23 protein-coding genes are annotated in these 26,865 nt (G+C 52.3%); 10 read left to right on the plus strand and 13 right to left on the minus strand.

Translation table 11 applies throughout. The features are described 5' to 3' along the window. Window positions 1-350: 350 nt before the first annotated feature. The gene (locus P0078_RS03340) at window positions 351-1,466 is read right to left on the minus strand and encodes a TonB-dependent receptor domain-containing protein (RefSeq protein ID WP_282933061.1); all 1,116 of its coding nucleotides are present in this window, start codon (window positions 1,464-1,466) and stop codon (window positions 351-353) included. Next, window positions 1,406-2,899 carry a TonB-dependent receptor gene (locus tag P0078_RS03345; protein WP_282933062.1) on the minus strand — a complete coding sequence of 498 codons (1,494 nt, stop codon included), beginning with the start codon at window positions 2,897-2,899 and terminating at the stop codon, window positions 1,406-1,408. The genes P0078_RS03340 and P0078_RS03345 overlap by 61 nt, the downstream gene beginning before the upstream one ends. Before the next feature lie 295 nt (window positions 2,900-3,194). Between P0078_RS03345 and P0078_RS03350 the strand changes: the two genes are divergently transcribed. Further along, window positions 3,195-5,552, plus strand: a complete 2,358-nt coding sequence (locus tag P0078_RS03350; RefSeq protein WP_282933063.1) for a penicillin acylase family protein — start codon at window positions 3,195-3,197, stop codon at window positions 5,550-5,552. Window positions 5,553-5,574: 22 nt separating this feature from the next. Here P0078_RS03350 and P0078_RS03355 read toward each other — a convergent pair whose 3' ends face one another. From P0078_RS03355 to P0078_RS03390, 8 genes are all read right to left on the minus strand, one after another. Further along, window positions 5,575-5,838 carry a hypothetical protein gene (locus P0078_RS03355; protein WP_282933064.1) on the minus strand — a complete coding sequence of 88 codons (264 nt, stop codon included), beginning with the start codon at window positions 5,836-5,838 and terminating at the stop codon, window positions 5,575-5,577. 64 nt (window positions 5,839-5,902) lie between these two features. After that, on the minus strand, window positions 5,903-7,297 hold the full coding sequence (gene cysG, locus P0078_RS03360) for a siroheme synthase CysG (RefSeq protein WP_282933065.1): 1,395 nt from the start codon (window positions 7,295-7,297) through the stop codon (window positions 5,903-5,905). 92 nt (window positions 7,298-7,389) lie between these two features. After that, window positions 7,390-8,673 carry a serine--tRNA ligase gene (gene serS / locus P0078_RS03365; RefSeq protein ID WP_282933066.1) on the minus strand — a complete coding sequence of 428 codons (1,284 nt, stop codon included), beginning with the start codon at window positions 8,671-8,673 and terminating at the stop codon, window positions 7,390-7,392. 47 nt (window positions 8,674-8,720) lie between these two features. Further along, the gene (crcB, locus tag P0078_RS03370; protein WP_282933067.1) at window positions 8,721-9,095 is read right to left on the minus strand and encodes a fluoride efflux transporter CrcB; all 375 of its coding nucleotides are present in this window, start codon (window positions 9,093-9,095) and stop codon (window positions 8,721-8,723) included. 19 nt (window positions 9,096-9,114) lie between these two features. Then, window positions 9,115-10,458, minus strand: a complete 1,344-nt coding sequence (locus tag P0078_RS03375) for a replication-associated recombination protein A (protein ID WP_282933068.1) — start codon at window positions 10,456-10,458, stop codon at window positions 9,115-9,117. Then, a complete protein-coding gene (gene lolA / locus P0078_RS03380; protein WP_282933069.1) occupies window positions 10,451-11,062 on the minus strand; it encodes an outer membrane lipoprotein periplasmic chaperone LolA in 612 nt (203 codons plus the stop codon). The genes P0078_RS03375 and lolA overlap by 8 nt, the downstream gene beginning before the upstream one ends. A gap of 93 nt (window positions 11,063-11,155) precedes the next feature. Then, entirely contained in the window at window positions 11,156-13,498 is a 2,343-nt protein-coding gene (locus tag P0078_RS03385) for a DNA translocase FtsK (protein ID WP_282933070.1), read from the minus strand. Between the two features lie 226 nt (window positions 13,499-13,724). After that, window positions 13,725-14,780: a methyltransferase domain-containing protein gene (locus tag P0078_RS03390; RefSeq protein WP_282933071.1), complete on the minus strand. Its 1,056-nt coding sequence runs from the start codon at window positions 14,778-14,780 to the stop codon at window positions 13,725-13,727. 410 nt (window positions 14,781-15,190) lie between these two features. Between P0078_RS03390 and trxB the strand changes: the two genes are divergently transcribed. From trxB to infA, 4 genes are all read left to right on the plus strand, one after another. Next, window positions 15,191-16,138: a thioredoxin-disulfide reductase gene (trxB, locus tag P0078_RS03395; protein ID WP_282933072.1), complete on the plus strand. Its 948-nt coding sequence runs from the start codon at window positions 15,191-15,193 to the stop codon at window positions 16,136-16,138. 89 nt (window positions 16,139-16,227) lie between these two features. Next, on the plus strand, window positions 16,228-16,917 hold the full coding sequence (gene aat, locus P0078_RS03400) for a leucyl/phenylalanyl-tRNA--protein transferase (RefSeq protein ID WP_282933073.1): 690 nt from the start codon (window positions 16,228-16,230) through the stop codon (window positions 16,915-16,917). Further along, window positions 16,910-17,629: an arginyltransferase gene (locus P0078_RS03405; RefSeq protein WP_282933074.1), complete on the plus strand. Its 720-nt coding sequence runs from the start codon at window positions 16,910-16,912 to the stop codon at window positions 17,627-17,629. Before aat ends, P0078_RS03405 begins: the two co-directional genes overlap by 8 nt. Before the next feature lie 125 nt (window positions 17,630-17,754). Next, window positions 17,755-17,973, plus strand: coding sequence for a translation initiation factor IF-1 (gene infA / locus P0078_RS03410; RefSeq protein WP_010130378.1), 219 nt, complete (start codon window positions 17,755-17,757; stop codon window positions 17,971-17,973). Between the two features lie 94 nt (window positions 17,974-18,067). On the opposite strand, the gene clpA is transcribed toward infA, so the two are convergent. Both clpA and clpS read right to left on the minus strand, forming a co-directional pair. Continuing rightward, entirely contained in the window at window positions 18,068-20,347 is a 2,280-nt protein-coding gene (gene clpA / locus P0078_RS03415; protein WP_282933075.1) for an ATP-dependent Clp protease ATP-binding subunit ClpA, read from the minus strand. 134 nt (window positions 20,348-20,481) lie between these two features. Further along, a complete protein-coding gene (clpS, locus tag P0078_RS03420) occupies window positions 20,482-20,862 on the minus strand; it encodes an ATP-dependent Clp protease adapter ClpS (RefSeq protein ID WP_282933076.1) in 381 nt (126 codons plus the stop codon). Between the two features lie 265 nt (window positions 20,863-21,127). Between clpS and cspD the strand changes: the two genes are divergently transcribed. Then, entirely contained in the window at window positions 21,128-21,415 is a 288-nt protein-coding gene (gene cspD, locus P0078_RS03425) for a cold shock domain-containing protein CspD (RefSeq protein ID WP_282933077.1), read from the plus strand. A 104-nt stretch (window positions 21,416-21,519) separates the two neighbouring features. Here the strand turns inward: cspD and icd are convergent, their stop codons facing one another. After that, window positions 21,520-22,770 carry an NADP-dependent isocitrate dehydrogenase gene (gene icd, locus P0078_RS03430; protein ID WP_020415259.1) on the minus strand — a complete coding sequence of 417 codons (1,251 nt, stop codon included), beginning with the start codon at window positions 22,768-22,770 and terminating at the stop codon, window positions 21,520-21,522. A 149-nt stretch (window positions 22,771-22,919) separates the two neighbouring features. Between icd and P0078_RS03435 the strand changes: the two genes are divergently transcribed. From P0078_RS03435 to purB, 4 genes are all read left to right on the plus strand, one after another. Continuing rightward, window positions 22,920-23,522 carry a pseudouridine synthase gene (locus P0078_RS03435; protein ID WP_282933078.1) on the plus strand — a complete coding sequence of 201 codons (603 nt, stop codon included), beginning with the start codon at window positions 22,920-22,922 and terminating at the stop codon, window positions 23,520-23,522. Between the two features lie 96 nt (window positions 23,523-23,618). After that, on the plus strand, window positions 23,619-24,764 hold the full coding sequence (gene mnmA / locus P0078_RS03440; RefSeq protein WP_282933079.1) for a tRNA 2-thiouridine(34) synthase MnmA: 1,146 nt from the start codon (window positions 23,619-23,621) through the stop codon (window positions 24,762-24,764). Window positions 24,765-24,770: 6 nt separating this feature from the next. Then, a complete protein-coding gene (gene hflD / locus P0078_RS03445) occupies window positions 24,771-25,409 on the plus strand; it encodes a high frequency lysogenization protein HflD (protein WP_353057064.1) in 639 nt (212 codons plus the stop codon). A 15-nt stretch (window positions 25,410-25,424) separates the two neighbouring features. Continuing rightward, entirely contained in the window at window positions 25,425-26,798 is a 1,374-nt protein-coding gene (purB, locus tag P0078_RS03450) for an adenylosuccinate lyase (RefSeq protein ID WP_282933081.1), read from the plus strand. Window positions 26,799-26,865 lie beyond the last annotated feature (67 nt).

Raw genomic sequence — 26,865 nt, forward strand, 5'->3', positions numbered from 1 at the left:
ATTGAAATCATCATACGCAGTTTTAGGTGTAAACCTAGAGGGTAGCTATTCAACAGAAGGGTATATGCGCCAGTTTATTTTTCTCTTGAAGAATCAATAAAAAAAGGGCCGGATAAACCGGCCCACTCTCTCGTCATGCTGACAGGAATAACTTAATAAAATAGAGCAAAAATTGTTTTATGTACTATTTCTTTCAAAATTTAGACGCAATTTTCACAATCTAAACGTTTTTTATAGGCTACTGCCGAAATAAGGAGCTCTAAATAATCCCACAATGCCCCAGTGGCCTTTAAATGCCTTCCCAAGGTCGACAACTGCACATCCCTGTGCCGTATTAACCCATGGGTTAATTAAAATCGGACAGTTAAATCCGCACCGTACATTCTCGGCATAAAGCGCCAAGCGGGACTGGCACCAATGGCTGCGCCGGTACCACCATAGCCGCCAGCGATTTCTTCATCCGTCAAATTTTGTATCCAGAGCGCTAAAGAATAACTATCTGAAGGGCTGTTCCAGGCTGCCCGCAGGTTGAATAACTTATAGTCTTCCACGATACGTGTCCGGTCAGTAATCGAACCAATTCGCTCATCTGTCCAGTTATAATCGCCACGGAAAATAAACTCCCCGCCAGATGCAAGGTCCACTGTGTATTCAGCCATTAGGTTGAATTTATTCTCTGGCGTTGATACCCGAGACTGGCCTACTTTCGAGTCCTCTTCAGTCTCACCAATGGCTTCGATGATCTGGTAGTCAGTAAACTCTGTATCCAGGTAGGAGTAATTACCGGCAATAAACAAGCTCTCTGTTACTGCCCACTGTACTTCGATCTCCGCCCCAGTACCCTCTGCATCCGAATTCCGCAGGTTATAACTGGGAATAGGAGTACCCACCAGATCCAGTTCCTGCAAATTGTTGTATTCGTAGGTGTAAATAGAGGTATTCAAGCGTACTCGGTTGTCGAACAGACTGCTCTTAAGACCAACCTCCAGGTTAACGACATCTTCCTGATCGAAAGATGACTCAACCCCGGGACCAAAGTTAAGACTATTGAATCCACCGGCTTTAAAACCATCCGCCAGGGAGACATAGGTCATCACATCGTCGTTCCAGCGGTAATCCAGCACTATACGACCGGAAAGGTCGCTCCAGCTATCACTCAATTTGGAGTCCAAAACCGGCTGGCCATTGTTGAAAAACACAATGCCAAACAACTGGGACCCCAAGTCGACTTCAGGCAGGGTTACAGTGCCGATTACGTTGCCATCTCCGTCAACCAAGCGCACATCTCCGCCGGACAGGGACAGTGGGATACTGTTGCCATAAGCCGTCTGGATGGTGAAATCTTTTTGATCGTAGGTATAACGAGCACCAACAGTCAGGTCCAACTTATCAGTAAGGCTCCAGGTCATGTCACCGTAAATAGCACTGGAACGGTAATCACCTGTGTTGCGAACGCTCTCCCCCAATGTGCATCCGAGGCTATCCAGGGATTGAAGCCCGCCATCATCTGTCCAACTACATCTTCCGCATAGAGCATATCGCCGGTTATTCCAGTGGCCTCTAACTGAGCGAGTAATGCATCTACCTGGCCTGTTTGCAGCATCAGGTCATAGACAAAGGAAGCGCTGGCAATTCCCTCCAACCCCGCCTGCTGTAGCTGCGCACGGGTGATAACCGCTAAGTCTTCTTGCTCGGTTTGGGTCAGGTCTGGATAGGCAGCCTTTACCCCTTCATAAACGGCAAAGGATTCCACCGATCCGGTAGTGAAATTGGCATAAGTGGTGTGATCCACCTCTTCTTCGGAGTAAGAAGCTCCCAGAGTCCATTTGATAGTATCTGTAGCACCATTGAGTCGGAACTCTTGAGAGAACTGGCTTTGATCATCAGTATTAGCTGACCCAAACATATAGTCCGGGTTGGCGGTACCATCCTCATCCTGCTGCAGGTGGGCATCGAATTCGCTGTAGGCAGTAATCGAAGTAAAAGTGAAATTATCGAAATCTTTGGTAATTGTCAGTGATGTGCCAAAGGAATCACGATCCTCAATGGTCGGGGTATCCAGGGCATAGTCGCCAAAAACATCCGTTTCATCTTTAAGGCTGGGCACTATGGTTGTTCGCAAAGCACTGCCTTGATCCATAATCCCGTAATTGGCGCGCCACAGCACCTCGGTATCCGTCGCCGGCTCCCACAACACAGAGGCGCGGTAGGTCTGAGTATCCTGATCCCCTACAGAGAATCCATTTGCTAAATTATCAGCAAATGGATCGCGACGATTTGTCGACGCCGAAAAACGGCCATACAGGTTGTCACTAATCTGGCGATTAACCAAAAGATCCGACGACTGGCGCCCATAATTACCGGCAGTTAGATTTAATTCCGTAGAATCATCCGCCTGCGGTTTGGTGGTAATAATGTGGATCGCACCACCGGTGGCATTGCGACCGAATAGTGTACCCTGAGGCCCTTTGAGGACTTCAACCCTCTCAATATCGGTCAGCGGTATCTCGGCACCTGCACTGCGGCCGGTATAAACCCCATCCACATAGACCGCCACTGCTGGATCAGACCCTATGGTCCAGTCATTAGTTTGCACGCCGCGAATACTGTACGTTGGCTGCAGGGCGGTATCATTGTGCATTTCCACGCCCGGCGTATATTTCCCCAAGTCAGTCAAATTTTTGACACCGGCTTCTTTTATATTTTCCCCGGTGAAGGCGGAAATCGCGATAGGTACGTCCTGTAGGTTTTCCGCTCGCTTCTGCGCAGTAACGACAACCTCCTCAATTTCCGCAGCGTGAACGTGAGAGCCGACAGCGGTGAGGAAAGCAATGGTTCCAGAAAGAATGGAAAGATTGAATCTACGGTTTGTTACATCTCTACCAACATCGTGCATCATCGCGTCCTCGCGTTTATTGTTATACAGCCTGATGTTTTCGATTTCTTGTTGTTTTTGTTATTGCACGCCATCTTACGGTTGCGTTTTCATATTGAAAACCCTGCGATGACTTTTTTCTTGTGACCAGTCAGTTCTTCGAGAAATAGCAGTGAATGACAGGAAAATCCTATAATTTAAAGCTTGGGTTTTGTCACTAAAAGTTACTCTTTGTATCGCTTAGTAACTTTGCGAGTGAAATTAAAATTGCACAAAAAAGTGCTACCGACATTAACTCAGAGATTTTGCAGCCACCACAATGACGACATTTCCATTTCTCAAGCGGTATATGCCAGCACTAATTATCAGCCTATTGGGTTTGATAATTATATTTTTAATTGGCTCCTGGATCTGGCTCCGACAGAGCTTGCCTATTCTCGATGGAACCATTACCACGGGTGAATTAAAAGACCCGGTTGTTATCGAGCGCGATTCACAGGGAGTGCCATTAATTCATTCTGAAAACCGAAACAGTTCGGCCTTCGCATTGGGCTTTTTACACGCGCAGGAACGTTTTTTTCAAATGGATCTGTTGCGGAGAAGTTCTGCTGGGGAATTATCAGAATTACTGGGCGCGTCCACTATAAAACACGATCAAAAGGTACGTTTGCATCAATTTCGCCAGCGAGCAGAGCGAAACATTGCTGCGATGCCGGCGGAACAAAAGGCCCTTCTGGATCAATATATCAACGGTATTAATTTCGGCCTCAACCAGCTTCCCGCAAAACCCTGGGAGTATTTGTTATTGGGTCAGAAACCACGCCCCTGGAATTCTGCCGACAGCCTGTTAACGATCTACAGCATGTACCTGACGCTACAAAGTGAACGCGGTAGCTATGAACTTCGCGACACCGCTTTAGCCGAATTGCTTCCAGCAGATCTCTACGCTTTCTATTTTCCCCAGGGCGGGCGATGGGACGCACCACTATTTGGCGAAGCACGAGAAAAAGTCAGTCTCCCAGAAACACCGATTTCTGCACTTTTAGATGAACAGGACACTATCGTTTATCAGGCGATGGAGAGTGATGACAAAATTTACGGCAGTAATAACTGGGTGGTCGGCGGTAATTTAACAGCGCACGGCGGTGCCACTCTTGCCAACGATATGCACCTCGGGCTGAGTGTTCCCAATATCTGGTTCCGAGCAGGCTGGAGCATACCTGGCACCAACCGATTTGTTCGTGGCGTCACACTTCCGGGCGGCCCAATTATGGTTGCCGGAAGTAACGAATTAGTTGCCTGGGGATTTACCAACACCGGTGGCGACTGGAGTGACCTGATTCCACTGGAACTCAGCGAAGACGGCAATCAATATAAAACGCCTGAAGGCTGGAGAAGTTTTGCCTATGAAACAGAATCTATCGCCGTCAAAGGCAGCGACCCAAAAACCATAGAAGTTCGCACAACTATCTGGGGTCCCGTTATCGGTACAAACCACGATGGCGTTCCTCTCGCATTCCGCTGGGTTGCTCACGACACTTTGGGCGGCAATATGAACTTGATTGATATGGAAGTTGTTCGCACCGCCGAAGAAGCTCTGGAGCTTGGCCCCACCATAGGCATCCCTCATCAGAACCTAGTGGTTGGCGATAGTAACGGCAATATTGGTTGGACTGTGGCTGGCGCTATTCCCAAGCGAGTCGGGTTTGATGGCAGTCGATCAATCAGCTGGGCAGATGGTAGTGCCTATTGGGACGGCTATTTAAGCCCCCAGGAGCACCCCCGCCTGTATAACCCGGAGTCCGGCCGAATCTGGAGTGCCAACGCTCGTATCGTTGATGGGGACTATCTCAAACTCATGGGCAACCACGGCTATGCGCTCGGCGCACGTCAGCAACAAATTCGCGAACGGCTTTTCGCTCAAGAGAAATTCAATGAGCAGGACCTTTTAAATATCCAGCTCGACGATCAGGCAGTTTTTCTCGAGCGGTGGCAGCAACACCTCCTCACCTTACTTGAAGATCAGCAAGACTACCGCGAGGTATATACACAGATTCAAAATTGGGGAGGCCGAGCCGCCATCGACTCCGTAGGCTATCGCATCGTTCGCAACTATCGCCTGAAGTTGATGGAGCTTACGACAGCGCCCATTTTGACTTACATGCGCCGCTATCAGCCTAAGTTTTCTTTCGGCCAACTCAAGCGCCAATTTGAATACCCACTTTGGGAAATGGCTCAGCAAGAGCCAAAACAGCTTCTCAACCCGGATTTTGAATCCTGGAACGCGATAAAGCTCGCCGCTCTGGATCAAGTACTGGAAAAAATGAATCGCAGCAATCAACCCCTTAAGCGTCAATCCTGGGGTGCTGAAAATACGGCAAAGATCCAGCATCCACTGGGCAAAGCAATACCACCGCTGAATTGGTTCCTGGCAATGCCTGCGGAGCCTCTCGCTGGAGATACCCATATGCCCCGCTTCCAGTCTCCCACTCATGGCGCATCCCAGCGCTTAGTGGTTTCACCGGGCCGGGATGCAGACGGTATTTTCCATATGGCCACAGGTCAGAGTGCTCATCCACTCTCACCATTTTTCGGCAACGGCCATCAGGATTGGGTAAAGGGAAACACTTCATCATTTATTGAACGCGAGCCTCGCTACCGACTCACGTTAAATTAGAGGTACCGCAGGGACGCTAAAGTCAGGCAGTCTCATCGAGAATTGCAAAAGACAGAAACGTGGTGAAGAAGGCAAGACTCACAACGAAAGGCAGCACTGGAAAGCACAACATCAGTGCCGCCGATATAATCCAGAGGTTTCTCACCCAACTCTTCTTTTGCTGGTAGTGGTAGGTGTAGCGCCGGGTGTGACTGTCTAGCTGTGCAGGAATTGCTATTTCACGGACCGGTGGGAGAAAAAAGCGCACAGCATTGGTGCAATAAAAGCGAATAAATGCAAGCAGCATATTGAACACCACTCTGAGAGTACCTTTTCAGTATAGGTACTCTCGGCGTCATTGGGTCCCTGCCTTAATCTTCTCGATTTGGCTGATACCACTGAAGCTTTTCATGCAAGCTCACTACCCCACCAATGATGGTGAGTGTTGGCGCTCGAACTTCACTGTTTTCAGCAAGGGCCGGCAAGCTGCTCAAGTCACCGACAACTACTCGCTGGTCTCGCGTAGTGCCCTTTTCAACCAAGGCAGCCGGCGTATTCGCATCGAGCCCGTGTTTAATCAATTCAGCACAAATAGTTTGTAACCCCGTAAGCCCCATATAGAAAACCAGGGTTTGTGCTGGGCCCGCAAGTTCTTGCCAAGGGAGGTCCAACTCACCCTCTTTCAGGTGCCCGGTAATAAAGCGCACAGATTGAGCGTGATCCCGGTGAGTCAGTGGGATACCAGCGTAACTGGCACAACCAGAGGCCGCTGTTATTCCCGGCACCACCTGAAAGGGAATCCCCGCCTCTGACAACTTGTCTATTTCCTCACCGCCTCGACCAAAAATAAAGGGATCGCCTCCCTTAAGCCGCAAAACCTTTTTACCTTGGCTGGCCAGATCTACCAACAGCTGATTGATATCGTCCTGTGGCACCGCGTGGAAAGCCTTGCGCTTACCTACATAGATCCGCTCTGCATCCCGGCGCACCAACTCCATCACTTCCGGTGAAACCAGCCGATCGTAGAGCACCACATCCGCCTGCTGCATCAAGCGCAGTGCGCGAAAAGTCAGCAGGTCTGGATCTCCTGGACCTCCACCTACCAGATAAACCTCACCCACCGGATTCGGGCTCCCCTGCCAGTCTTGAAGCGCATCCAACAGCGCCTGCTCGGCATCTGCTGGCTGCCCCGCCTCCATGCGGTTGGCAACGGGGCCGGCAAAAACCCACTCCCAAAAATTCTTGCGGCGAGACTCTGGCAGCGCTGCCTTAACCCTATCGCGCATCCGCGCCGCCAAAGTTACCAGCGGTCCCAGCCCTGGCGATAGCAGAGCTTCGAGCTGAGCCCTGATTCTGCGCGCCAGTACCGGAGCCGCGCCTCCACTACTGATACCGATCGATAGATCTCCCCGCTCCACAATGGCCGGGAAAGTAAACGTGCACAACTCTGGCGCATCCACCGCATTGACCGGCAGGCGCTGAGCCTGGGCATCGGCTGAAACCTGTGCATTCACCGACTCACTATCAGATGCAGCAACGACCAGCCCCGCTTTCTGTAAATACTCGCTCGAATAAACTGATTGAAACCATTCCCCACCAGAATCAGTCACCATTTGCTGAAGCTCATCGGTAATTTCCGGGGATACCACCAATATCCGTGCACCCGCTTTGTGCAATAAGCGAGCTTTACGGGTGGCAATGGAGCCGCCTCCAACAATCAAACAGGGATGATCTTTGACATCAAATGCGAGGGGTAAATAACGCAACTTCTTATTCCATCAAATAGCGGGCAAAGTGAAACTCATGACTACAAACAAAAAAGGGCGAACTCTACGCTCGCCCTTTTGGAGTGCTACGCTCAGGAAGCTGAGATCACTTCCTGGCCTCGCATATAGGGCCGCAATACTTCCGGCACCTCAATACTGCCATCCTCGCGCTGGTAATTTTCCAGAACAGCGATGAGGGTACGACCCACGGCAAGGCCGGAGCCATTCAGTGTATGCACCAATTCGGGCTTATTGGTTTCCGGGTTGCGCCAACGTGCCTTCATTCGGCGCGCCTGGAAGTCACCTACCAGGGAGCAAGAGGATATCTCGCGGTACTTATCCTGGGACGGAATCCAAACTTCAATATCGTATGTCTTTCGAGCAGAGAAACCGATATCGCCACCGCAGAGAATCACTGTGCGGTATGGCAGGTTCAGCTTCTGCAAAATGGTCTCCGCATTTTGCGTCAGGGTTTCCAGTGCCTCTTCAGACTGATCCGGGCGCGCCACCCAAACCAGTTCTACCTTTTCAAACTGGTGCTGGCGAATCATGCCCCGAGTGTCGCGGCCGTGAGAGCCAGCTTCAGAGCGGAAGCAGGTAGTGTGAGCAACCAATTTATGCGGCAGGCTAGCACTGTCTTCAACAATATGATCGCGATACATATTGGTGAGGGGCACTTCCGCAGTCGGGATCAGGTAGAAACCACGATCATCCTCGAGCTTAAACAGGTCTTCCTCAAATTTAGGCAACTGGGAAGTGCCGTACAGGGAATCAGCATTCACAACAACCGGCACATTGGTTTCTTGGTAACCATGCTCTTCGGTGTGAGTATCCAGCATAAACTGTGCCAACGCGCGATGCAGACGTGCAACATCACCGCTCATTACCGCAAAGCGGGAGCCAGTGAGCTTCACTGCCATCTCGAAGTCGAGGCCACCAAGGTGTGTGCCCAGGTCTACATGGTCTTTAACTTCAAAGTCAAAAGTACGCGGCTGGCCCCAGCGGCGAACCTCTACATTATCGTCTTCACTCTCGCCTTCGGGCACTGAGGCATCCGGCAAGTTGGGAATCGCAGACAAGATTGCATCCAGCTCTCCCTGCAATTCTGTCAGTGCATGTTTGGCATCTTGCAACTCACCACCGAGGGACTCCACTTCTTTCAAAAGCGGGGCAATATCTTCACCATTCGCCTTGGCACGGCCGATATTTTTCGACTTGCTATTGCGCTCGTTTTGCAAACTCTCGGTGCGCACCTGCAATTCTTTGCGGCGTTCTTCAAGGGCTTCAAGTTTGGCAGTATCCAGTTCTACACCGCGCTTTTTCAGGGCAGCGGCCACCTGGTCCATATCCGTGCGAATCAGTTTGGGATCGAGCATCGTTTCCAGTTCGCCTGTTATCAGGCTCCTACAACAGAGAAGTTAAATTAAAAATACCGTGTCGCCAAAGCGACAGCAGCAGCGGTGGCCAACAAACAACCAACAAGGCTGCCGACAATATAGCCAAGGGCCACCAGCGGCTGGCCATTGTGCCACAGTATCAGGCTTTCGAGGGAGAAAGTGGAAAAGGTTGTCAGTGCGCCAAACATGCCGGTCATCAACAGTAGACGCCATTCCTCCCCCAACATGGCGCGGTGAGCGATCAGTACATAAACAATACCGATCAAAAAAGAGCCTGTTAAATTGACAATGATGGTTCCTAGCGGAAACCGACCCTCAAATACCGGAAAGCTCCAGATACTCACCAGGTGGCGAAGAACTGCCCCAAGTGCGCCGCCCAAGGCGACTGCCAGCCACTGCATTTAGCTGTTTCCTTTCTATTTATTTAGAGTTTCTGTAACGCTGCCTGTCACTCTCGCGATTTAGTCGGCGCAGAGTCTGCAATTTTTCTGAAATTTTTAACTCCAGCCCTCGGGGAACCGGCTGGTAGTACTCCCGCTCGGCAATCTCTTCGGGGAAGTAATTCTCTCCCGCAGCAAAAGCATCGGGTTCGTCGTGGGCGTAGCGATACTCCGCACCGTGGGACAGGCTTTTTGCCAGTTTGGTAGGGGCATTGCGCAAATGCACTGGCACTTCGTAACTGGGCTCGCGACGAACATCCGCCACGGCACGATTGTAAGCGGAGTAAACTGCATTGCTTTTTGCCGCAACCGCCAGGTAAGTAATGGCTTGGGCAATTGCCAGCTCGCCCTCGGGACTCCCCAGACGCTCCTGCACATCCCAGGCATTCAGCGACAACTGCAAGGCCCTCGGGTCCGCATTGCCGATATCTTCACTGGCCATACGCACGACACGGCGAGCGATATATAACGGATCGCAGCCTCCATCCAGCATCCGCACAAACCAGTAGAGCGCCGCATCCGGGTCAGACCCCCGCACTGATTTATGCATGGCGGAAATCTGATCGTAAAAATAATCGCCGCCTTTATCAAAACGGCGAACATCGGCACTGAGCACCTCGGCGAGCACGTCTTCATCGACAATCAGTCGCCCGGCCGCCTCTTTGGCCAGATCGCAGGCCACTTCCAGCAAGTTCAAAGCACTGCGGGCATCCCCATCGGCAGCCCGGGCAATCTTGCCCAACACTTCTTCGGGAATGTTGACGCTCCGCTCGCGCAACTGCTGGTCGGTTTGCAGGGCGTAGCGCAGCAACCCCAACAACTCCTCTTCGGGAATACTGCGCAAAAGATAGACCCGACACCGGGACAGGAGCGCATTGTTCAACTCAAAAGCCGGGTTCTCCGTAGTCGCCCCGACAAAAGTCACAGTGCCCTCCTCCACGTAGGGAAGGAAGGCATCCTGCTGAGCCTTATTAAATCGATGCACTTCATCGACAAATAAAATAGTGTGTCGGCCCGACTGTATCCGGTGCTGCTCAGCTTCGGCCACCGCCTGGCGAATATCTTTCACTCCGGCGAGTACCGCAGACAGTGTTGCAAATCGAGCATCGCACTCTTCAGCTAGCAACCGCGCAAAAGTGGTTTTACCCACACCGGGTGGGCCCCACAAAATCATTGAGTGCAGCTGGCCGCGCTCTACGGCCTCCCGCAGAGGTTTGCCCTCCCCCAATAAATGCGACTGGCCCACATAGTGGGCCAGGGAATTCGGCCGCATACGGGCCGCGAGGGGTTGGTGGGTTTTGGGAGTATCGAACAGATCACTCATCTTTAATAATGTCAGTACCGGCCGGGGGCTTAAAATCAAATATAGAAGCGGATAGTTTTGGGTTCGCTTCCATACCACTGAACTGAATTTCAGTGGTTTGTCCCATACCATCGCGCACGGTCATTGCCGACGGCAAGCCATTTTTGGCAAATCGAATTTCCATGGCTTTAAAAGGGGCCGAGGGGTTCTTGGGGGTCAGGTGATAAACCCCTTCTTTCTGGCTCACATTAAACGAGCCTCGAATTTCCTCTACTTTGCCCCCCAGTAATAGGGCTGGGGTATCCTTAATACGAGCATCCACTGGGCGAACTGTCACCTGCTCCAGGTCCGGATCGTACAGCCAAAGCGTCTTGTTGTTTGTCACCAGTAACTGGGGATAAGGCTCACCGGTTTTCCAGCGCAATTTGCCCGGGCGCTGCACAGAAAAGCTACCATTGCTCTTTTGTGTGACCTCACCACGCTCGTCGATCAATGTCTGTTTGAAATTACCCGAAATCGCTTCCAACGGCTTGAGTAAATCGCTCAGGTCATCGGTGGCATCAGCCCAGGCCGCGCTGGCGGTAACACTGATTGAAAGCAGCAGACCCTGCAGAATTCTTTTCATAGTGGAGTCCCAACGTATTGATTTCCATAAAGATTAACCCCGACTAAGTGAACAGTGGCTTAACCCGCCACTGCTCCAAGGGCCAAACTCCTATCAGGCTGGCGGCGGTGCCAGCACCTCTCGATTGCCGTTGTGGCCCGCCGCAGATATCACCCCGGCAGCCTCCATGGCGTCAATAATTCGAGCCGCGCGATTGTAACCAATCCGCAGCTGACGCTGCACAGAGGAAATTGACGCCTTGCGAGATTTAGTGACGAAAGCTACGGCTTCGTCGTAGAGCGCATCGGCTTCAGGGTCTTCATCCTCACCGCCTTCAGACTGTAATCCAGGCACGGGGATACTGTTATTACTATCGTCGACAATACCATCGATATAATCAGGCTCACCGCGACGGCCCCAATCCGCGACAACTTTATGCACTTCGTGATCGTCGACAAAAGCGCCGTGGACACGAACGGGAACACCACTTCCAGGCGGTAAGTACAACATGTCACCATGACCGAGCAGCTGCTCCGCACCGCCCTGATCGAGGATTGTGCGGGAATCCACCTTGGACGAAACCTGAAAACCGATTCGAGTAGGTACGTTAGCTTTAATCAAGCCGGTAATAACATCCACCGACGGACGCTGGGTTGCAAGCAGTAAGTGGATCCCAGCTGCACGGGCTTTTTGTGCGATTCGCGCGATCAGCTGTTCGACCTTTTTACCGACGATCATCATCATGTCGGCAAATTCATCAATCACGACAACAATGGCAGGCAGTGCTTTCAGGGCCGGTGCGGTTTGTTCATCTTCCGGCACGCTGGAGGCGGGATCTGGCTGCCAGATAGGATCGATCAGCGGCTCCCCGGCCTCTTCCGCCTCTTTCACTTTGCGGTTAAAGCCTGCGAGGTTTCTCACCCCCATTGCCGCCATCAACTTGTAGCGGCGCTCCATTTCTCCAACACACCAACGCAAACCATTGGCGGCATCGTTCATATCGGTGATGACCGGGGTCAACAAATGCGGAATGCCCTCGTACACAGAGAGCTCCAGCATTTTTGGGTCCACCAGAATCAGGCGGACCTCATCGGGCGTGGATTTGTACAGCAGGCTCAACAACATAACGTTGATACCCACGGATTTACCCGAACCGGTGGTACCCGCTACCAGCAAGTGAGGCATCTTGGCCAGATCGGCCACCACCGGCTGACCGGAAATATCGTGACCGAGCGCCAGAGTCAGCGGCGATTTGGCATTATCGTAGACATCTGCCGACAACACTTCACTGAGGCGTACCATCTGTCGATTTTCGTTAGGGATTTCGATACCCACAACCGACTTGCCTGGGATTACCTCAACCACACGCACACTGATCACCGCCAGTGAGCGCGCCAGGTCTTTTGCCAGATTGGAAATCTTGCTCACCTTTACACCGGGAGCAGGCTGAATTTCAAAGCGGGTTACTACCGGCCCCGGCAGCACAGAGACCACTTCGGCAACAACGCCGAAGTCTTTCAGCTTAAGTTCCAACAGGCGTGACAGCGCTTCCAGGGATTCCCGGGAGAAACCGGCCTTCTTGTTTTGATCTGCTGGATCGAGAAGACCCAGCGGCGGCAGGGTTCCAGTAACCGGGCCACTTTTGAAAAGCTCTCGCTGTTTTTCCTTCGCTGCCCGAGGACTCTGCTTCGGCTTGGGGGCAGCGGGCTCAATCTTCGGGGGAATTCGTTTGGCAACTCGCTGCTTCTCTTCCTCCACAGCGGCCTTGCGCACGACGATCGCCTCTCTGGCCACCCTCCGCTCATTGCGCTTTTGGCGCCAGCGTTGATAGAAACTGCCCAACAAGGCAAAAAAGCCGAGCACATTCTTTCCGATTGCCTCTGCCAATTTGAGCCACGACAACCCCGTAAAAACAGTGACACCGATAGCAAATATCGCCAGCAGTAAAATAGTTGCCCCTACATAGCCGAGGCTAGAGCCCAGGGCAGACGCCATCGCGCTGCCGATGATGCCCCCGTTGGTAAACGGCAAAGGGTTTTCTGCGGGATCAAAACAAAGAGTCGCCATTGCCGCCCCGCTGACAAGAACAAGCAGCAAGCCAAAAACTCTCAAAGCAAATAGCGGCAAATGGAAGCGGGCATTGCGATCGCGAAGGATGTGATAGGCCCGCAGACCAATCAGCAAGGGGAACAGGTAAGCCATCCATCCGAGCAAAGACAAACACACATCTGCCAGCCAAGCACCGGCTGGCCCAATGGCATTGTGCACTTGTTGGGTACTGCCAGTTTGCGACCAGCCTGGATCTTCTGCGCTAAAGCTTAACAGGCTAATGGCGAGCAACAGGGCACCAGCCAGCAAACTGATCAGGGCCCCCTCGCGAACGAGTCGGGCGATCAATGAGTCTGGCAATGCATTGCTCTCTGCAGGGCTTTTTTCAGTTGCGCTTTCGGCCTTCAATGGCTTACCTCAATAATGCTGTACTTTTTATGTCCACATGAACTTGGCGGTGTCTACCTGGGACCTGAATCCCCATGCCGCCTGACAAAATTCTGTATTGCTTACAGAAGAAAGCAACTCAATCAGGCTATTTTACAATCTACGCTTTCAGATTGCGCCTTACGATCCCTGACACCAAGTAGTTTTTTGTTGTTTGGCGGCAGTATCGAAAAACCTGGAGCGCTTCCTAGCCAGTATTCTCTTCTAAATTTATCGGTTTGTACGTGCGATAGATGCAATTTGGAATCATCATCGAGATATCTTGCCCTGAATCCTCCCAGCAAACCTCATCAATAATCGCCTGGGTAACTCTCTCGCGGAGGTAACTATTCAGAATTTCCAATTTGTATTGATCCCCGCCCAACTCTGTTTTTAATTTGTCTTGAGTACTATCCCGGTAATAGGTTCTGGATACCCGCTCTGCTTGCGAAAAGCCTGCGTCGCTGAGCAATTGTAACAACTGGTCTTCCCGCAAAAAGAACCGATCCAAGAGCAACGATTCACGGTGTGTCAGCGCTGACAATTTTCGCTTTTGGGCACACAATAAATCTTGGACCCCGGCAGACGCCGGCATCAAGTCCCAAACCAACAGCGGACCTCCCGGCTTCAAAACCCGATAACACTCCTGGAGAACCAGGGGCTGATCTTTATAAGGCACTTCGTGCAGGCCCATTCTGATTGCCACAGCATCAAATAATTCACTGGGATATGGCAAGTTTCTTCCGTCACCTATAGTGATATCGGCAGCTAGCAATTGAATATTTGGGTCAAGGTTTTCAAGCTGCGAAGGGTGGGAATCGCACAAGCTACATTGAATAATAACCCCATGAGCTTTGGCAAACTTAAGCAGGTAGCTACTCAGGACTCCCCTTCCACACATCAAGTCGAGAACTCGACAACCATTGCTGAGGCCCAGCGCCATAGCAAACTTCTCGAGTTCTTCTGGCTCGCCCGCGCAAGTAACCGCCCCACCTCCTGTATCACCATATCCATCAGAGACAATTTCACAGCGTATTTGCAAGTTAAGCGCGGTAAATAGATCCAGCAGGTGGGGTGGGCCATGTAAGCTCGCCCGGTGATCGCCATCGGGCTCCAGATCAATGGAAAAACGCAACGAATAACTATCGTCGATAATTTCGGCTACGAAAGCCTGGGCCTCCTCACTAAGGGTCAGAAAAGTTTTAGGATGCCCCAACTGCTCTCGCTTCAGGTTTAAGGGTATGAACTTTCTTTTGTAGCGCATAACGATCCTCAACCCACCGAGGTTTGGGCACTTACTCGAAGTCACTGGCCCCTATGACGCTCACACACTCAATACATCTAACAATCCGTAATTCTAATTTGTGACACCCCATTCTCCCCCTAGCAAAGCCAGCAGCAGTTGCCCCAGATTGGAACTTTTTTACATTTTTCCAGCTCTTACGGCCAGCTTTGGCGCAAACTCCGATTTGAGCCAAACCTCTAGCAAGGTCAAAGAGAGTTGAATAGGTACGATCAATCGAACAAATTAAGGCAAACTATTTCGCCGAATGGTAAATATCGCCTATTATATCGCCCAATTTAATAGTCTCGCCTGATCAAAAAATGGACGGGCATATGGGCTCCCAGCCCATTGGGTAAACTTCGCAAATTGAGAGTTTTAAAGAGTACTTCATGAGCAATAACCATCATCGACTGATCATCCTCGGCTCAGGCCCTGCCGGCTACACCGCGGCTATCTACGCTGCACGGGCAAACCTGAACCCGGTTGTTATCACGGGTATGCAACAGGGTGGGCAGCTGACCACCACCACTGAAGTCGAGAACTGGCCGGGCGGTATTCCGGAGCTTCAAGGTCCGGACCTGATGGTGCAAATGCAGCAGCACGCAGAGCGCTTCGAGACAGAAATCATCTTCGATCACATCGAATCTGTTGATCTGAAACAGCGTCCTTTCACCTTGAAAGGCAACGAAACTTACACCTGTGACTCACTGATTATCGCCACTGGCGCCTCAGCTCAGTACCTGGGCCTACCCTCCGAGGAAGCTTTCCAGGGGCGCGGTGTCAGCGCCTGTGCGACCTGTGACGGATTCTTCTATCGCGACCAGAAAGTTGCTGTTGTCGGTGGTGGCAACACCGCCGTAGAAGAGGCCTTGTACCTCTCCAATATCGCCAGTGAAGTGACCCTGATTCACCGCCGCGACGAGCTTCGCGCAGAAAAGATCCTTCAGGACCGCCTGATGGATAAAGTGGAAAACGGCAATATCAATGTCTGCTGGCACAACACCCTGGACGAAGTACTCGGTGACGACAACGGTGTAACTGGGTTGCGCCTGCGCAACACCCAGGACGACACCACTACAGAGCTGGACGTTTCCGGTGTATTTATTGCTATCGGTCACAAACCGAATACCGGTATCTTTGAAGGCCAGCTTGAAATGAATGGTGGTTACCTCATTGTAGAGAGCGGCCTGAATGGGAATGCCACCCAGACTTCTGTTCCCGGTGTATTTGCCGCAGGTGACGTATCCGACCATATTTACCGCCAGGCGGTAACTTCTGCGGGTACCGGCTGTATGGCCGCCCTGGACGCCGAGCGCTTCCTCGACGCCGAGAAGTAAGTCAAACCCCCGGGCAGAGCTTTTCTGCCCGGTATCCCCCCTACCGACAGGAGTCAGATCGTGGCAGGGAACACCCAAAGCCGCCTGATGTGGCTCGACCACACCGTTGTAGACTTCCCCCAACTGAATTCGCACTGGATGACCCCAATGGCTTGCTGGCAGCCGGAGGAGACCTGACTCCCGAGTGGCTGGTTGAAGCCTATCAAAGGGGCGTCTTTCCCTGGTATTCAGATGACCAGCCGATCTTGTGGTGGAGCCCCTCCCCTCGCTGCGTGGTTATCCCGCAAAACTTTCGTATTGGCCGCACTTTGCGCAAAGTATTGCGTCGAGGAACCTTTTCGGTCACCTTCGACCAAGCCTTTCCCGAGGTAATTGAGGCCTGCCGTGCCCCCCGGGCGGATGAAACCGGCACATGGATCACCGATGAGATGTGCGACGCCTATATCGATATGCACCATCAGGGGTTTGCCCACTCAGTGGAGGTTTGGCGCGACGGTCAACTCGTTGGCGGACTCTATGGTATTGCGCTGGGGCGAGTGTTCTTTGGGGAGTCGATGTTTCACCGGGAGACAGACGCTTCAAAAGTCGCTTTTGTCCACCTCGTTCGGCAATTAGAATTGTGGGGCTGCCCGCTGATCGACTGCCAGGTGAGCAATCCTCATCTCAGCAGCCTTGGGGCAGTGGAAATGTGTCGTAAGGATTTCGAACAACTGCTGGCAGACGGCGTTAAGCAGCCGCCTTTCCCGCAGCCCTGGAAGCTTTCGTGGACTTATGGGTAAATACTCTCAGTTGGATTCAGTGCGCCTATTGGCCACCCTGCCCCACCCCTGCGGTTACCTGCCGGATCGGGAGGCAACAACGGTGTTTGTCGATCCGCAAACCGAGGTGGATCAGCGTCTGTACAACCGCCTGTCAGAACTGGGGTTCCGGCGGAGTGGTGCCTACCTCTATCGCCCCCAGTGCGCGACCTGTCGCGCCTGTATACCGGCTCGTGTGCCAGTAAGCCTATTTGTCCCCGACCGCAACCAGAGACGCTGCTGGAAGCGCAACAAGGACCTGGACATATTCCATATCGAATCCATCGATACAGATGAGCACTACGAACTCTACGCCCGTTATATCGAGCAGCGCCACGCCGATGGGGAGATGTACCCTCCCAGCCGGGAACAATACCGCAGCTTCCTGAGCCAGGCTTGGGGGGCTACTCGCTATATTGAGCTGAGAGCCCGTGGCAAGTTGGTGGCAGTGGCTGTAACAGATATCCTGACTGCCGGTTTATCGGCCATCTATACTTTCTTCGATCCCGATGAGGACAAACGGAGCCTGGGCAGTTACTGCATCCTCTACCAGATCGAATGGGCCCGGCGCTTGGGACTATCTAATCTTTACCTGGGGTACTGGATTGAGAAGTGCCACAAAATGGCCTACAAAAGCCAGTTTCGCCCCATCGAAATGCTAAAAGAAAACCGCTGGAGCCTTAAATCGCTCTAGTTCAACACACTCTCCCTTTGCTCTATCTTGCCTTTTCGTGCAAAATGCTCGCCCGTCAAGCCGCGGCTAGGCCAAAGAGCCTCCGGGGTAAAGGTCTGATCAAGTTATTGTAAGGTTGCTGCCGCATGGCAAAAGACGATTATATTGAAATGGAAGGCGAGGTGATCGACACCCTGCCGAACACCACTTTCCGCGTAAAGCTGGAAAATGGACACGTGGTAATTGCGCATATCTCTGGAAAGATGCGTAAAAACTACATTCGCATTCTCACCGGCGACAAGGTGAAAGTGGAGCTGACTCCATACGACCTGAGCAAAGGCCGCATTACGTACCGCGCGCGCTAATTCGCTCAGAGGCCAAATTCCGCAAGGCAATTTGACCTGAAATAAAAAAGCCACCTCTCGGTGGCTTTTTTATTGCTTGGCTGAAGCTAATAATTCAGGCGGGCACCGCCATTTTAATCGCCAGCTCATCATCCTCAATGGTGACGCAAACACGCCCACCCTCTTCTGCCAACTCACCGAAGAGCACAGCTTCTGCCAAAGGCTTGCGCAGCTTGTCACGAATCAAGCGGGACATAGGCCTCGCGCCCATCTTCTCGTCATAACCCCGCACCGCCAGCCACTCGCGAGCCTCATCATCAACGACCAGTGTCACCTTGGAATCATCCAACTGGGCCTGCAACTCAACGATAAACTTATCCACCACCGTCTTCACTACGTCCAGAGGCAGAGAACGGAATTGAATAATATTATCGAGGCGATTGCGGAACTCCGGGGTAAACATCTTCTTGATCTCCTCCATTCCATCGGTGGAGTGATCTTGATGGGAGAAACCGATTGAGCGACGGCTCATCACCTCAGCGCCCGCATTGGTTGTCATAATCAGGATGACATTACGGAAGTCCGCTTTGCGGCCGTTGTTATCGGTCAGGGTACCGTGATCCATCACCTGTAAAAGCAGATTGAATACTTCGGGGTGTGCTTTCTCAATTTCATCGAGCAGCACAACACTGTGAGGGTGCTTGGTAACCGAGTCTGTCAGTAAACCACCCTGGTCAAAACCAACATACCCAGGAGGCGCGCCGATCAGGCGGGAAACCGTATGGCGCTCCATATACTCAGACATATCGAAACGAATCAGTTCGATCCCCATTACCTTCGCCAACTGGCGGCAGAGCTCTGTCTTACCGACTCCGGTGGGGCCCGAAAACAGGAAGGAGCCGATAGGCTTCTCTTCAGAACCCAGACCGGCGCGACTCAGCTTAATCGCCGTACCCAGGGCATCAATCGCGCTGTCCTGCCCAAACACCACCATTTTGAGATTGTCATCCAGGCGCGATAACTGCTCCTTGTCAGAAGCAGACACACTCTTGGCGGGTATTCTCGCCATTTTGGCGATCACCATTTCAATCTCGCAAATCCCAATAATTTCTTTCCGCTCTTCAGCAGGCAGCAGGGATTGGTAGGCCCCGGCCTCATCGATTACATCGATAGCCTTATCCGGCAAAAATCGCTCAGTGATGTGGCGGCTAGAAAGCTGAGCCGCAGCATCCAGAGCCCCATCTGTAAAACGAACCTTGTGATGATCTTCAAAGCAACTTCTGAGTCCCTGTAAGATCTGCACGGTTTCTTCCACTGAGGGCTCACTGACGTCAATCTTCTGGAAGCGACGCGAAAGAGCGCGATCTTTCTCAAAGATGCCACGATATTCAGTAAACGTGGTAGAACCGATACAACGCAACTGGCCGCTGGAAAGCAGAGGCTTGAGAAGATTAGAGGCATCCATAACGCCCCCGGAAGCGGCGCCAGCTCCAATAATGGTGTGAATCTCATCGATAAACAGCACCGCGTGCTCACGCTTCTTGAGCTCGGCCAACAGCGCCTTAAACCGTTTCTCGAAATCACCACGATATTTGGTTCCTGCCAACAGGGAGCCCAAATCCAGTGAATAAATAGTGCTTTCTTTTAACGGCTCAGGGATGTCCTCATCGACAATTCGTCGCGCCAACCCCTCTGCTATTGCAGTCTTACCGACACCAGACTCCCCCACCAATAATGGATTGTTCTTGCGGCGGCGGGCGAGAACCTGGGTGACACGCTCAACTTCGGGAGCACGACCGACAAGGGGGTCAATACGGCCAAGAATCGCCTCTTGATTGAGGTTGGTGGCATAGCTTTCCAGCGGATCGGAACCACCAGGCTCTGAGCCGCCACTAATCTCCTCATCAACCTGTTCAGGTGCGGTGTCGGAACCGTGATGGTGATTATTGCCACTGGAGCCAACACGGGAGATTCCGTGAGTGATGTAATTGACGACATCTATCCGGGCAACACTCTGCTGCTTTAAGTAGTAAACAGCCTGGCTCTCCTGCTCACAGAAAATAGCAACCAGAACGTTAGCCCCGGTGACTTCCTTCTTACCGGATGATTGGACATGAAAAACAGCCCTCTGCAAAACCCTCTGAAAGCCCAGTGTCGGCTGGGTTTCACGATCTGTATCAGCCTCCGGAATTAACGGTGTTGTGGAATCTACAAATTCCAAGAGTTCACGGCGCAATGCACTTAAATCCGCTCCACAAGCATGTAGCACATCTGCTGCGGATTCATTATCCAAGAGCGCCAGCAATAGGTGCTCAACGGTCATGAACTCATGCCGTTTCGCCCGAGCACCTTTGAACGCTAAATTAAGCGTTACCTCTAAGTCCTTGCTGAGCATCTAAACCTCAAACCCTAATCGCCAATATTTCCCGCCGACTCCGCTGGTAGGCGCGCACCTTTCGCCGGCGTTTATATCCTGGCTGATTCCCTTCAGGTGACGGGACCCTTTGTTCAAAGCAGTTTTTGTCAGAATCAATCCTCTTTGCTCTCGTCCGCTTCAATTTCACACAACAGGGGATGCTCATTCTCTTGAGCGAACTGATTGACCTGTGCAGCCTTTGTCTCCGCTATATCCCGAGTATAGACACCGCACACTGCTTTTCCCCGTGTGTGAACCTGCAACATCAACTGTGTGGCGCGCTCCCGGTTTACTGAAAAAAACAACTCCAAAGTTTCAACAACAAAATCCATGGGGGTGTAGTCATCATTGAGCATAATGACCTTGTACATCGGCGGCCGCTTCAGCTGCGGCGGCGCCTCCTCAAGGGCCAACCCACCATCGAAGTCATCCAGGTAAGGGTTGTCTCCATCGGAATCACTGGAGCTTAGTTTAATGATTAGCGAAGTACTCATAACAATTATCAATGAATTCTATCGAGCCTGAAAATTGCAGCTAATGCAACCTTCAATGACGTGACATTGTAACCTTATTTGACGTTTGACACAGCGGTCAGCGGGGAACCTTGACAATCCCCCAGCTGTTGACTACAAGAGGTAGTGACCGCTACATCAAACGTTAGTCGCAGATAGGATCGCAGCCGACTAACCAGCAGGTCAAATAAATATAAAAACTCTGTAAGGTGGCCAGGGGCCACTCAGGCAATTAGAGGGAATCGTTATGCCTACCGGTACTGTAAAGTGGTTCAACAACGCTAAGGGATATGGGTTTATTCTTGCAGATGAGGGAGGGGAGGATCTGTTCGCGCACTATTCCGCAATTCAGATGGAAGGCTACCGAACCCTGAAGGCCGGCCAGCAAGTCACTTTCGATATCATTCGAGGAGACAAGGGCTACCACGCTGCCAACATTTCTGCACTAACCACTGAGACCACGCCAAACACGGCTGACTCCGATGCAGTGCACACAGAAAAATCCAGGGAGAAGGAAGCGGAAGCTGTCGGCTAAACAAGCCCAGCAAACAGACAATAAAAAAGCCCTTCACCAAAATGAAGGGCTTTTTTCATGGGGTTCGGGCCAGCTTAAAGCAAACCCGACCTCACGAGTGCGGCTTACGCCATGTGCTTGATAACTTCGTCACCAAACGCAGAACAGGACTTCAGCTCAGCACCGTCCATCAGACGCTCGAAATCGTAGGTTACGGTTTTGGCTTCGATAGCACCTTCCATACCTTTGATTACCAGGTCAGCAGCTTCGTTCCAGCCCAGGTGACGCAGCATCATCTCAGCAGAAAGAATCAGGGAGCCCGGGTTAACCTTGTCCTGGCCAGCGTACTTAGGCGCAGTACCGTGGGTTGCTTCAAACAGGGCAACGTCGTCGGACAGGTTTGCGCCCGGAGCGATACCGATACCACCAACCTGTGCAGCCAGTGCGTCAGACAGGTAGTCACCGTTCAGGTTCAGGGTAGCAATTACGTCGTACTCAGCCGGACGCAGCAGGATCTGCTGCAGCATAGCGTCAGCAATTACGTCCTTAACAACGATTTCCTTGCCAGTCTTCGGGTTCTTGAAGCTGTGCCAAGGACCGCCGTCCAGCGGCTGAGCGCCAAACTCGTCGCGAGCCAGCTCGTAACCCCAATCAGCGAAGGCACCTTCGGTGAACTTCATGATGTTGCCTTTGTGTACCAAGGTTACAGAATCGCGATCCTGGTCCACAGCGTACTGGATAGCCTTGCGCACGAGACGCTTGGTACCTTCTGCAGAAACCGGCTTAACACCGATACCACAGTTCTCAGGGAAACGGATCTTCTTAACACCCATCTCGTCCTGCAGGAACTTGATAACTTTCTTAGCTTCGTCAGTGTCAGCTTTCCACTCGATACCAGCGTAGATATCTTCGGAGTTTTCACGGAAGATAACCATGTCTACCTTGTTCGGCTCTTTAACCGGAGAAGGTACACCGCTGAACCAGCGCACCGGGCGCTGACATACGTACAGATCCAGCTCCTGACGCAGGGCTACGTTCAGGGAACGGAAGCCGCCGCCTACTGGAGTGGTCAGGGGGCCTTTGATGCTAACAACGTAGTCTTTGATCGCTTCCAGAGTTTCAGCCGGGAACCAGTCGCCAGCGTAAGTCTCTGCCGCTTTCTCACCGCAGTAGATTTCCATCCACTCGATTTTCTTTTCGCCGCCGAAAGCTTTTTCTACAGACGCGTCGATCACCTTGCGCATTACCGGGGTGATATCCACACCGATGCCGTCACCCTCGATGAAAGGAATAACCGGGCGATTCGGAACATTCAGCGAACCGTCGGAATTGACTGTAACTTTTTCGCCGTCTGCCGGCACTTGGATATGACCCATATTGCGTAAACTCCCAAAATTCTATGACTTTTTAGGTCCAGCGTTGCTTGCACCGCTCCCCCGGGACCTTAGGGCGGGGATGAAAAACGGCGGGATTATAGCAGCCTCGGCTAATTTTTGTAGTTGGATTACAATACTCAATTTTTCTTATGGCAAAGATTATTCTCCTCAACAAGCCTTTTGGCGTATTAAGCCAATTTACAGATGATCAGGATCGCGCCACTTTGGCTAACTTTATCCAGCACAAGGGATTCTATGCGGCGGGCCGCCTGGACTACGATTCTGAAGGATTACTACTACTGACTGATGATGGAGCGCTACAACATCAAATCAGTCACCCCAAGCGGAAAATGCCCAAGACCTATTGGGCCCAGGTGGAGGGTGACATTACTGATGATGCCCTTTATATGCTCAGGCAAGGGGTCGACCTGAAGGATGGCCGAACCGCACCTGCCAAGGCCAAGCGCCTGCCTGATATGGAGCCCTGGCCTCGCACACCGCCAATTCGCGAGCGCAAATCGATCCCAACCAGCTGGCTGGAGCTGACTATTTCCGAGGGGCGAAATCGCCAGGTAAGGCGGATGACTGCGGCGGTAGGCTTCCCTACCCTGCGGCTAATTCGGGTGGCGATAGGCAGCTGGAAGCTCGACGTATTAAAGCCTGGCGAATATCGAACGGAAGAGGTTTTTAGCGCTCCCAAGCCCCGAACAAAGCCGGCAAATAGCCGCAATCGACCGCGCCGAAAGCGATAATCTATAACGGAAGATCAAAGCGGTCTTGGTCAAACGGGGCGTTCGCAGGTAAAATTCGCCCCCTTTCATACCAGTGAAGTAGTGACTGTCCTTCTTATGCCTGATTCCACCCACAACAAACAGCCAAAGCGCGTCATCGTCGGTATGTCCGGCGGTGTGGATTCCTCTGTAGCCGCACACCTGCTGATCCAGCAGGGCTATCAAGTGGAAGGCCTGTTTATGAAAAACTGGGATGAAGACGACGGCACAGAATACTGTACTGCCAAGGCGGACCTGGCGGATGCCCAGGCAGTTTGTAAGAAGTTGGGCATCAAGTTGCACACCGCCAATTTTGCTGCGGAGTACTGGGATCACGTATTCGAGTACTTCCTGGCAGAGTATAAAGCCGGGCGCACTCCCAACCCGGACATCCTGTGTAACCGGGAAATCAAATTTAAGGTCTTTCTTGAGTACGCCGAAGTGCTGGGTGCCGATGCAATAGCCACCGGGCACTATACCCGTCGCCGCGATATCGATGGCCGCACCTATTTATTGAAGGGCCTCGACGGCAACAAAGACCAGAGCTACTTCCTGCACGCGGTGGGAGAAGCCGAATTTGCCCGCTCGCTCTTTCCCTTAGGGGAGCTGGAGAAGCCCGAGGTTCGCCGTATCGCTGAAGAAAACGGCTTTATCACCCACAACAAGAAAGACAGCACCGGCATCTGCTTTATCGGCGAGCGCCGCTTCAAGGATTTCCTCGAGCAGTACCTGCCCGCCCAGCCCGGCGATATGGAAACCCCAGAGGGTGAAGCCATGGGGCGTCACGCGGGCCTGATGTACCACACCATTGGCCAGCGCCAGGGGCTCGGTATTGGTGGCGTCAAAGGTGCTGGCGAACAGCCCTGGTATGTTGTCGGAAAAAACCTGGAGCGCAATGTCTTGATTGTGGCTCAGGGTGCACATCATCCCCTGCTTTATGCAACGGGGCTGGAAGCAACACAAACCCACTGGATTAATGGCGCAGCACCGGGCAAAACCTTCCATTGCCAGGCCAAGACCCGCTATCGCCAACCAGATCAGGATTGCACCGTGCACCTGCAGGACAATGGCGATTTGGTTGTAGAGTTCGACGAGCCACAACGCGCAATCACACCGGGACAATCTCTGGTACTGTACGATGGAGAAACCTGTCTAGGTGGTGCGGTGATCGAGAAAGCCACGGGAATTGGCGCCGCAGTACCGGAAAAATACAAGAAAGATTAAGGAGTAATTTTGAATAACTGGCGGGATCAGGCACTGGCACTGGCAGGAATATTCCAATCCGCAACACTGGTGGAGCGCCTGGCCAAAACAGGCTCTGCACCGCAGGAACAGCTGGAAACCGGGGTATATAGCCTCTTCCAACTAAACCCTGATCGCACTGAAGATATATTCGCCGGTGCTGACAAGCTGCTGCCCGGCTTAAAAGTATCGCAGCAAATACTAAAGACCCGGCAACACCCGGAATATACCGACGGTCTACGCTACGCCCTCTCGGTGATCTACCTGCAGCGACAACTCAGCAAGAATAATGACCTGCTATCAATCATTGGCAGCCGATTGGATAAGGCCAAGACTCAAGCAGAGCACTTCGAGCTGACTCACGAGAATGTATTTTCCAACCTCGCCAGCATCTACAGCGATACGCTAGGTACCTTCCGCTTCCGGATTCAAGTACTGGGTGACTTCAATTACCTGCAACAGCAGCGTATCGCCAACCAAATTCGCTCCATGCTATTTGCCGGCATCCGCTCGGCAACCCTATGGCGACAGCTGGGTGGGCGTCGCCTGCACCTTCTGTTCCAGCGCAAAAAGCTTTTGAATGCGACCAACAAATTGATCGCACATATCGAATCTATAGAACACTAATCCCGGAGATTTACTATGACAGTTGAGCTTTCCGCACTCACAGCGGTATCCCCTATTGATGGTCGCTACGAGAGCAAGACTGCCCCCCTGCGTGAAATTTTCAGTGAATACGGCCTGATCCGCGCCCGCGTTGAAGTGGAAGTACGCTGGCTGCAAAAACTTTCCGCACATAAAGAGATCGCCGAAGTTGAGCAGTTCGACGAAGCTGCCAACAAGCTGCTCGACAGCATTGTGGCCGACTTCTCCCTGGAAGATGCTGAGCGCATCAAGGAAATCGAGCGCACCACCAACCACGATGTAAAAGCGGTTGAATACTTCCTCAAGGATAAAATCAGCAGCAATGCCCAACTGGCAAAAGTGAGTGAATTCGTACACTTTGCCTGCACCTCTGAGGACATCAACAACCTGTCCCACGCCCTGATGCTTCGCGCCGGCCGCGACAACGTCATGTTGCCTGCGATGGAAGCCCTGATTGACGCTATCGTAGGCCTGGCCCAGGAGTTTGCCGACGTCCCCATGCTGTCCCGTACTCACGGCCAGACAGCCAGCCCGTCTACTGTTGGTAAAGAACTTGCCAACGTGGCCGCGCGCCTGCGCCGCCAGGTAGCCCAGATTAAAGCGGTACCGCTGCTGGGTAAAATTAACGGTGCGGTAGGTAATTACAACGCTCACCTGTCCGCCTATCCCAATATTGATTGGGAGCAAAATGCTGAAGAATTCATTTCTTCTCTGGGTCTTAGCTGGAACCCCTACACCACCCAGATCGAGCCCCACGACTACATTGCTGAGCTGTTCGACGCTGTTGCCCGCTTTAACACCATCCTGATCGATTTTGACCGCGATGTATGGGGCTACATCTCCCTGGGTTACTTCAAGCAAAAAGTCGTAGCCGGTGAAGTTGGCTCCTCCACCATGCCGCACAAAGTTAACCCCATTGACTTCGAAAACTCCGAAGGCAATCTGGGTATCGCCAACGCCGTATTCCAGCACCTGGCCGCCAAACTTCCAGTATCCCGCTGGCAGCGCGACCTGACAGACTCAACCGTGCTGCGTAATATGGGGGTGGGTGCGGGCTATTCCGCCATTGCCTATGCCGCCACCATGAAAGGCCTGGGCAAACTGGAAATCAACCGCGAGCGCCTGGCGGAAGACCTGGATAATTCATGGGAAGTGTTGGCGGAACCGATCCAAACGGTTATGCGTCGCTACAACATTGAAGAGCCTTACGAAAAACTGAAGGCCCTGACCCGTGGCCAGGGTATCAACCGTGAAACCCTGAAAGTATTTATCGAGAATCTGGAGATTCCCGCAGAGGCCAAGAGCGATCTGCTGGAAATGACTCCGGCATCTTATATCGGTAATGCCGTGGAACAGGCTCGCAAAATTTAACCGAGCCCAGCTACCAGCCGCACCCAGTGCGGCTGGTCATCTTTTAAGAAATACAAAAGTACGCTGG

Source organism: Microbulbifer sp. VAAF005 (genome assembly GCF_030012985.1).
Taxonomy (GTDB): Bacteria; Pseudomonadota; Gammaproteobacteria; order Pseudomonadales; family Cellvibrionaceae; genus Microbulbifer.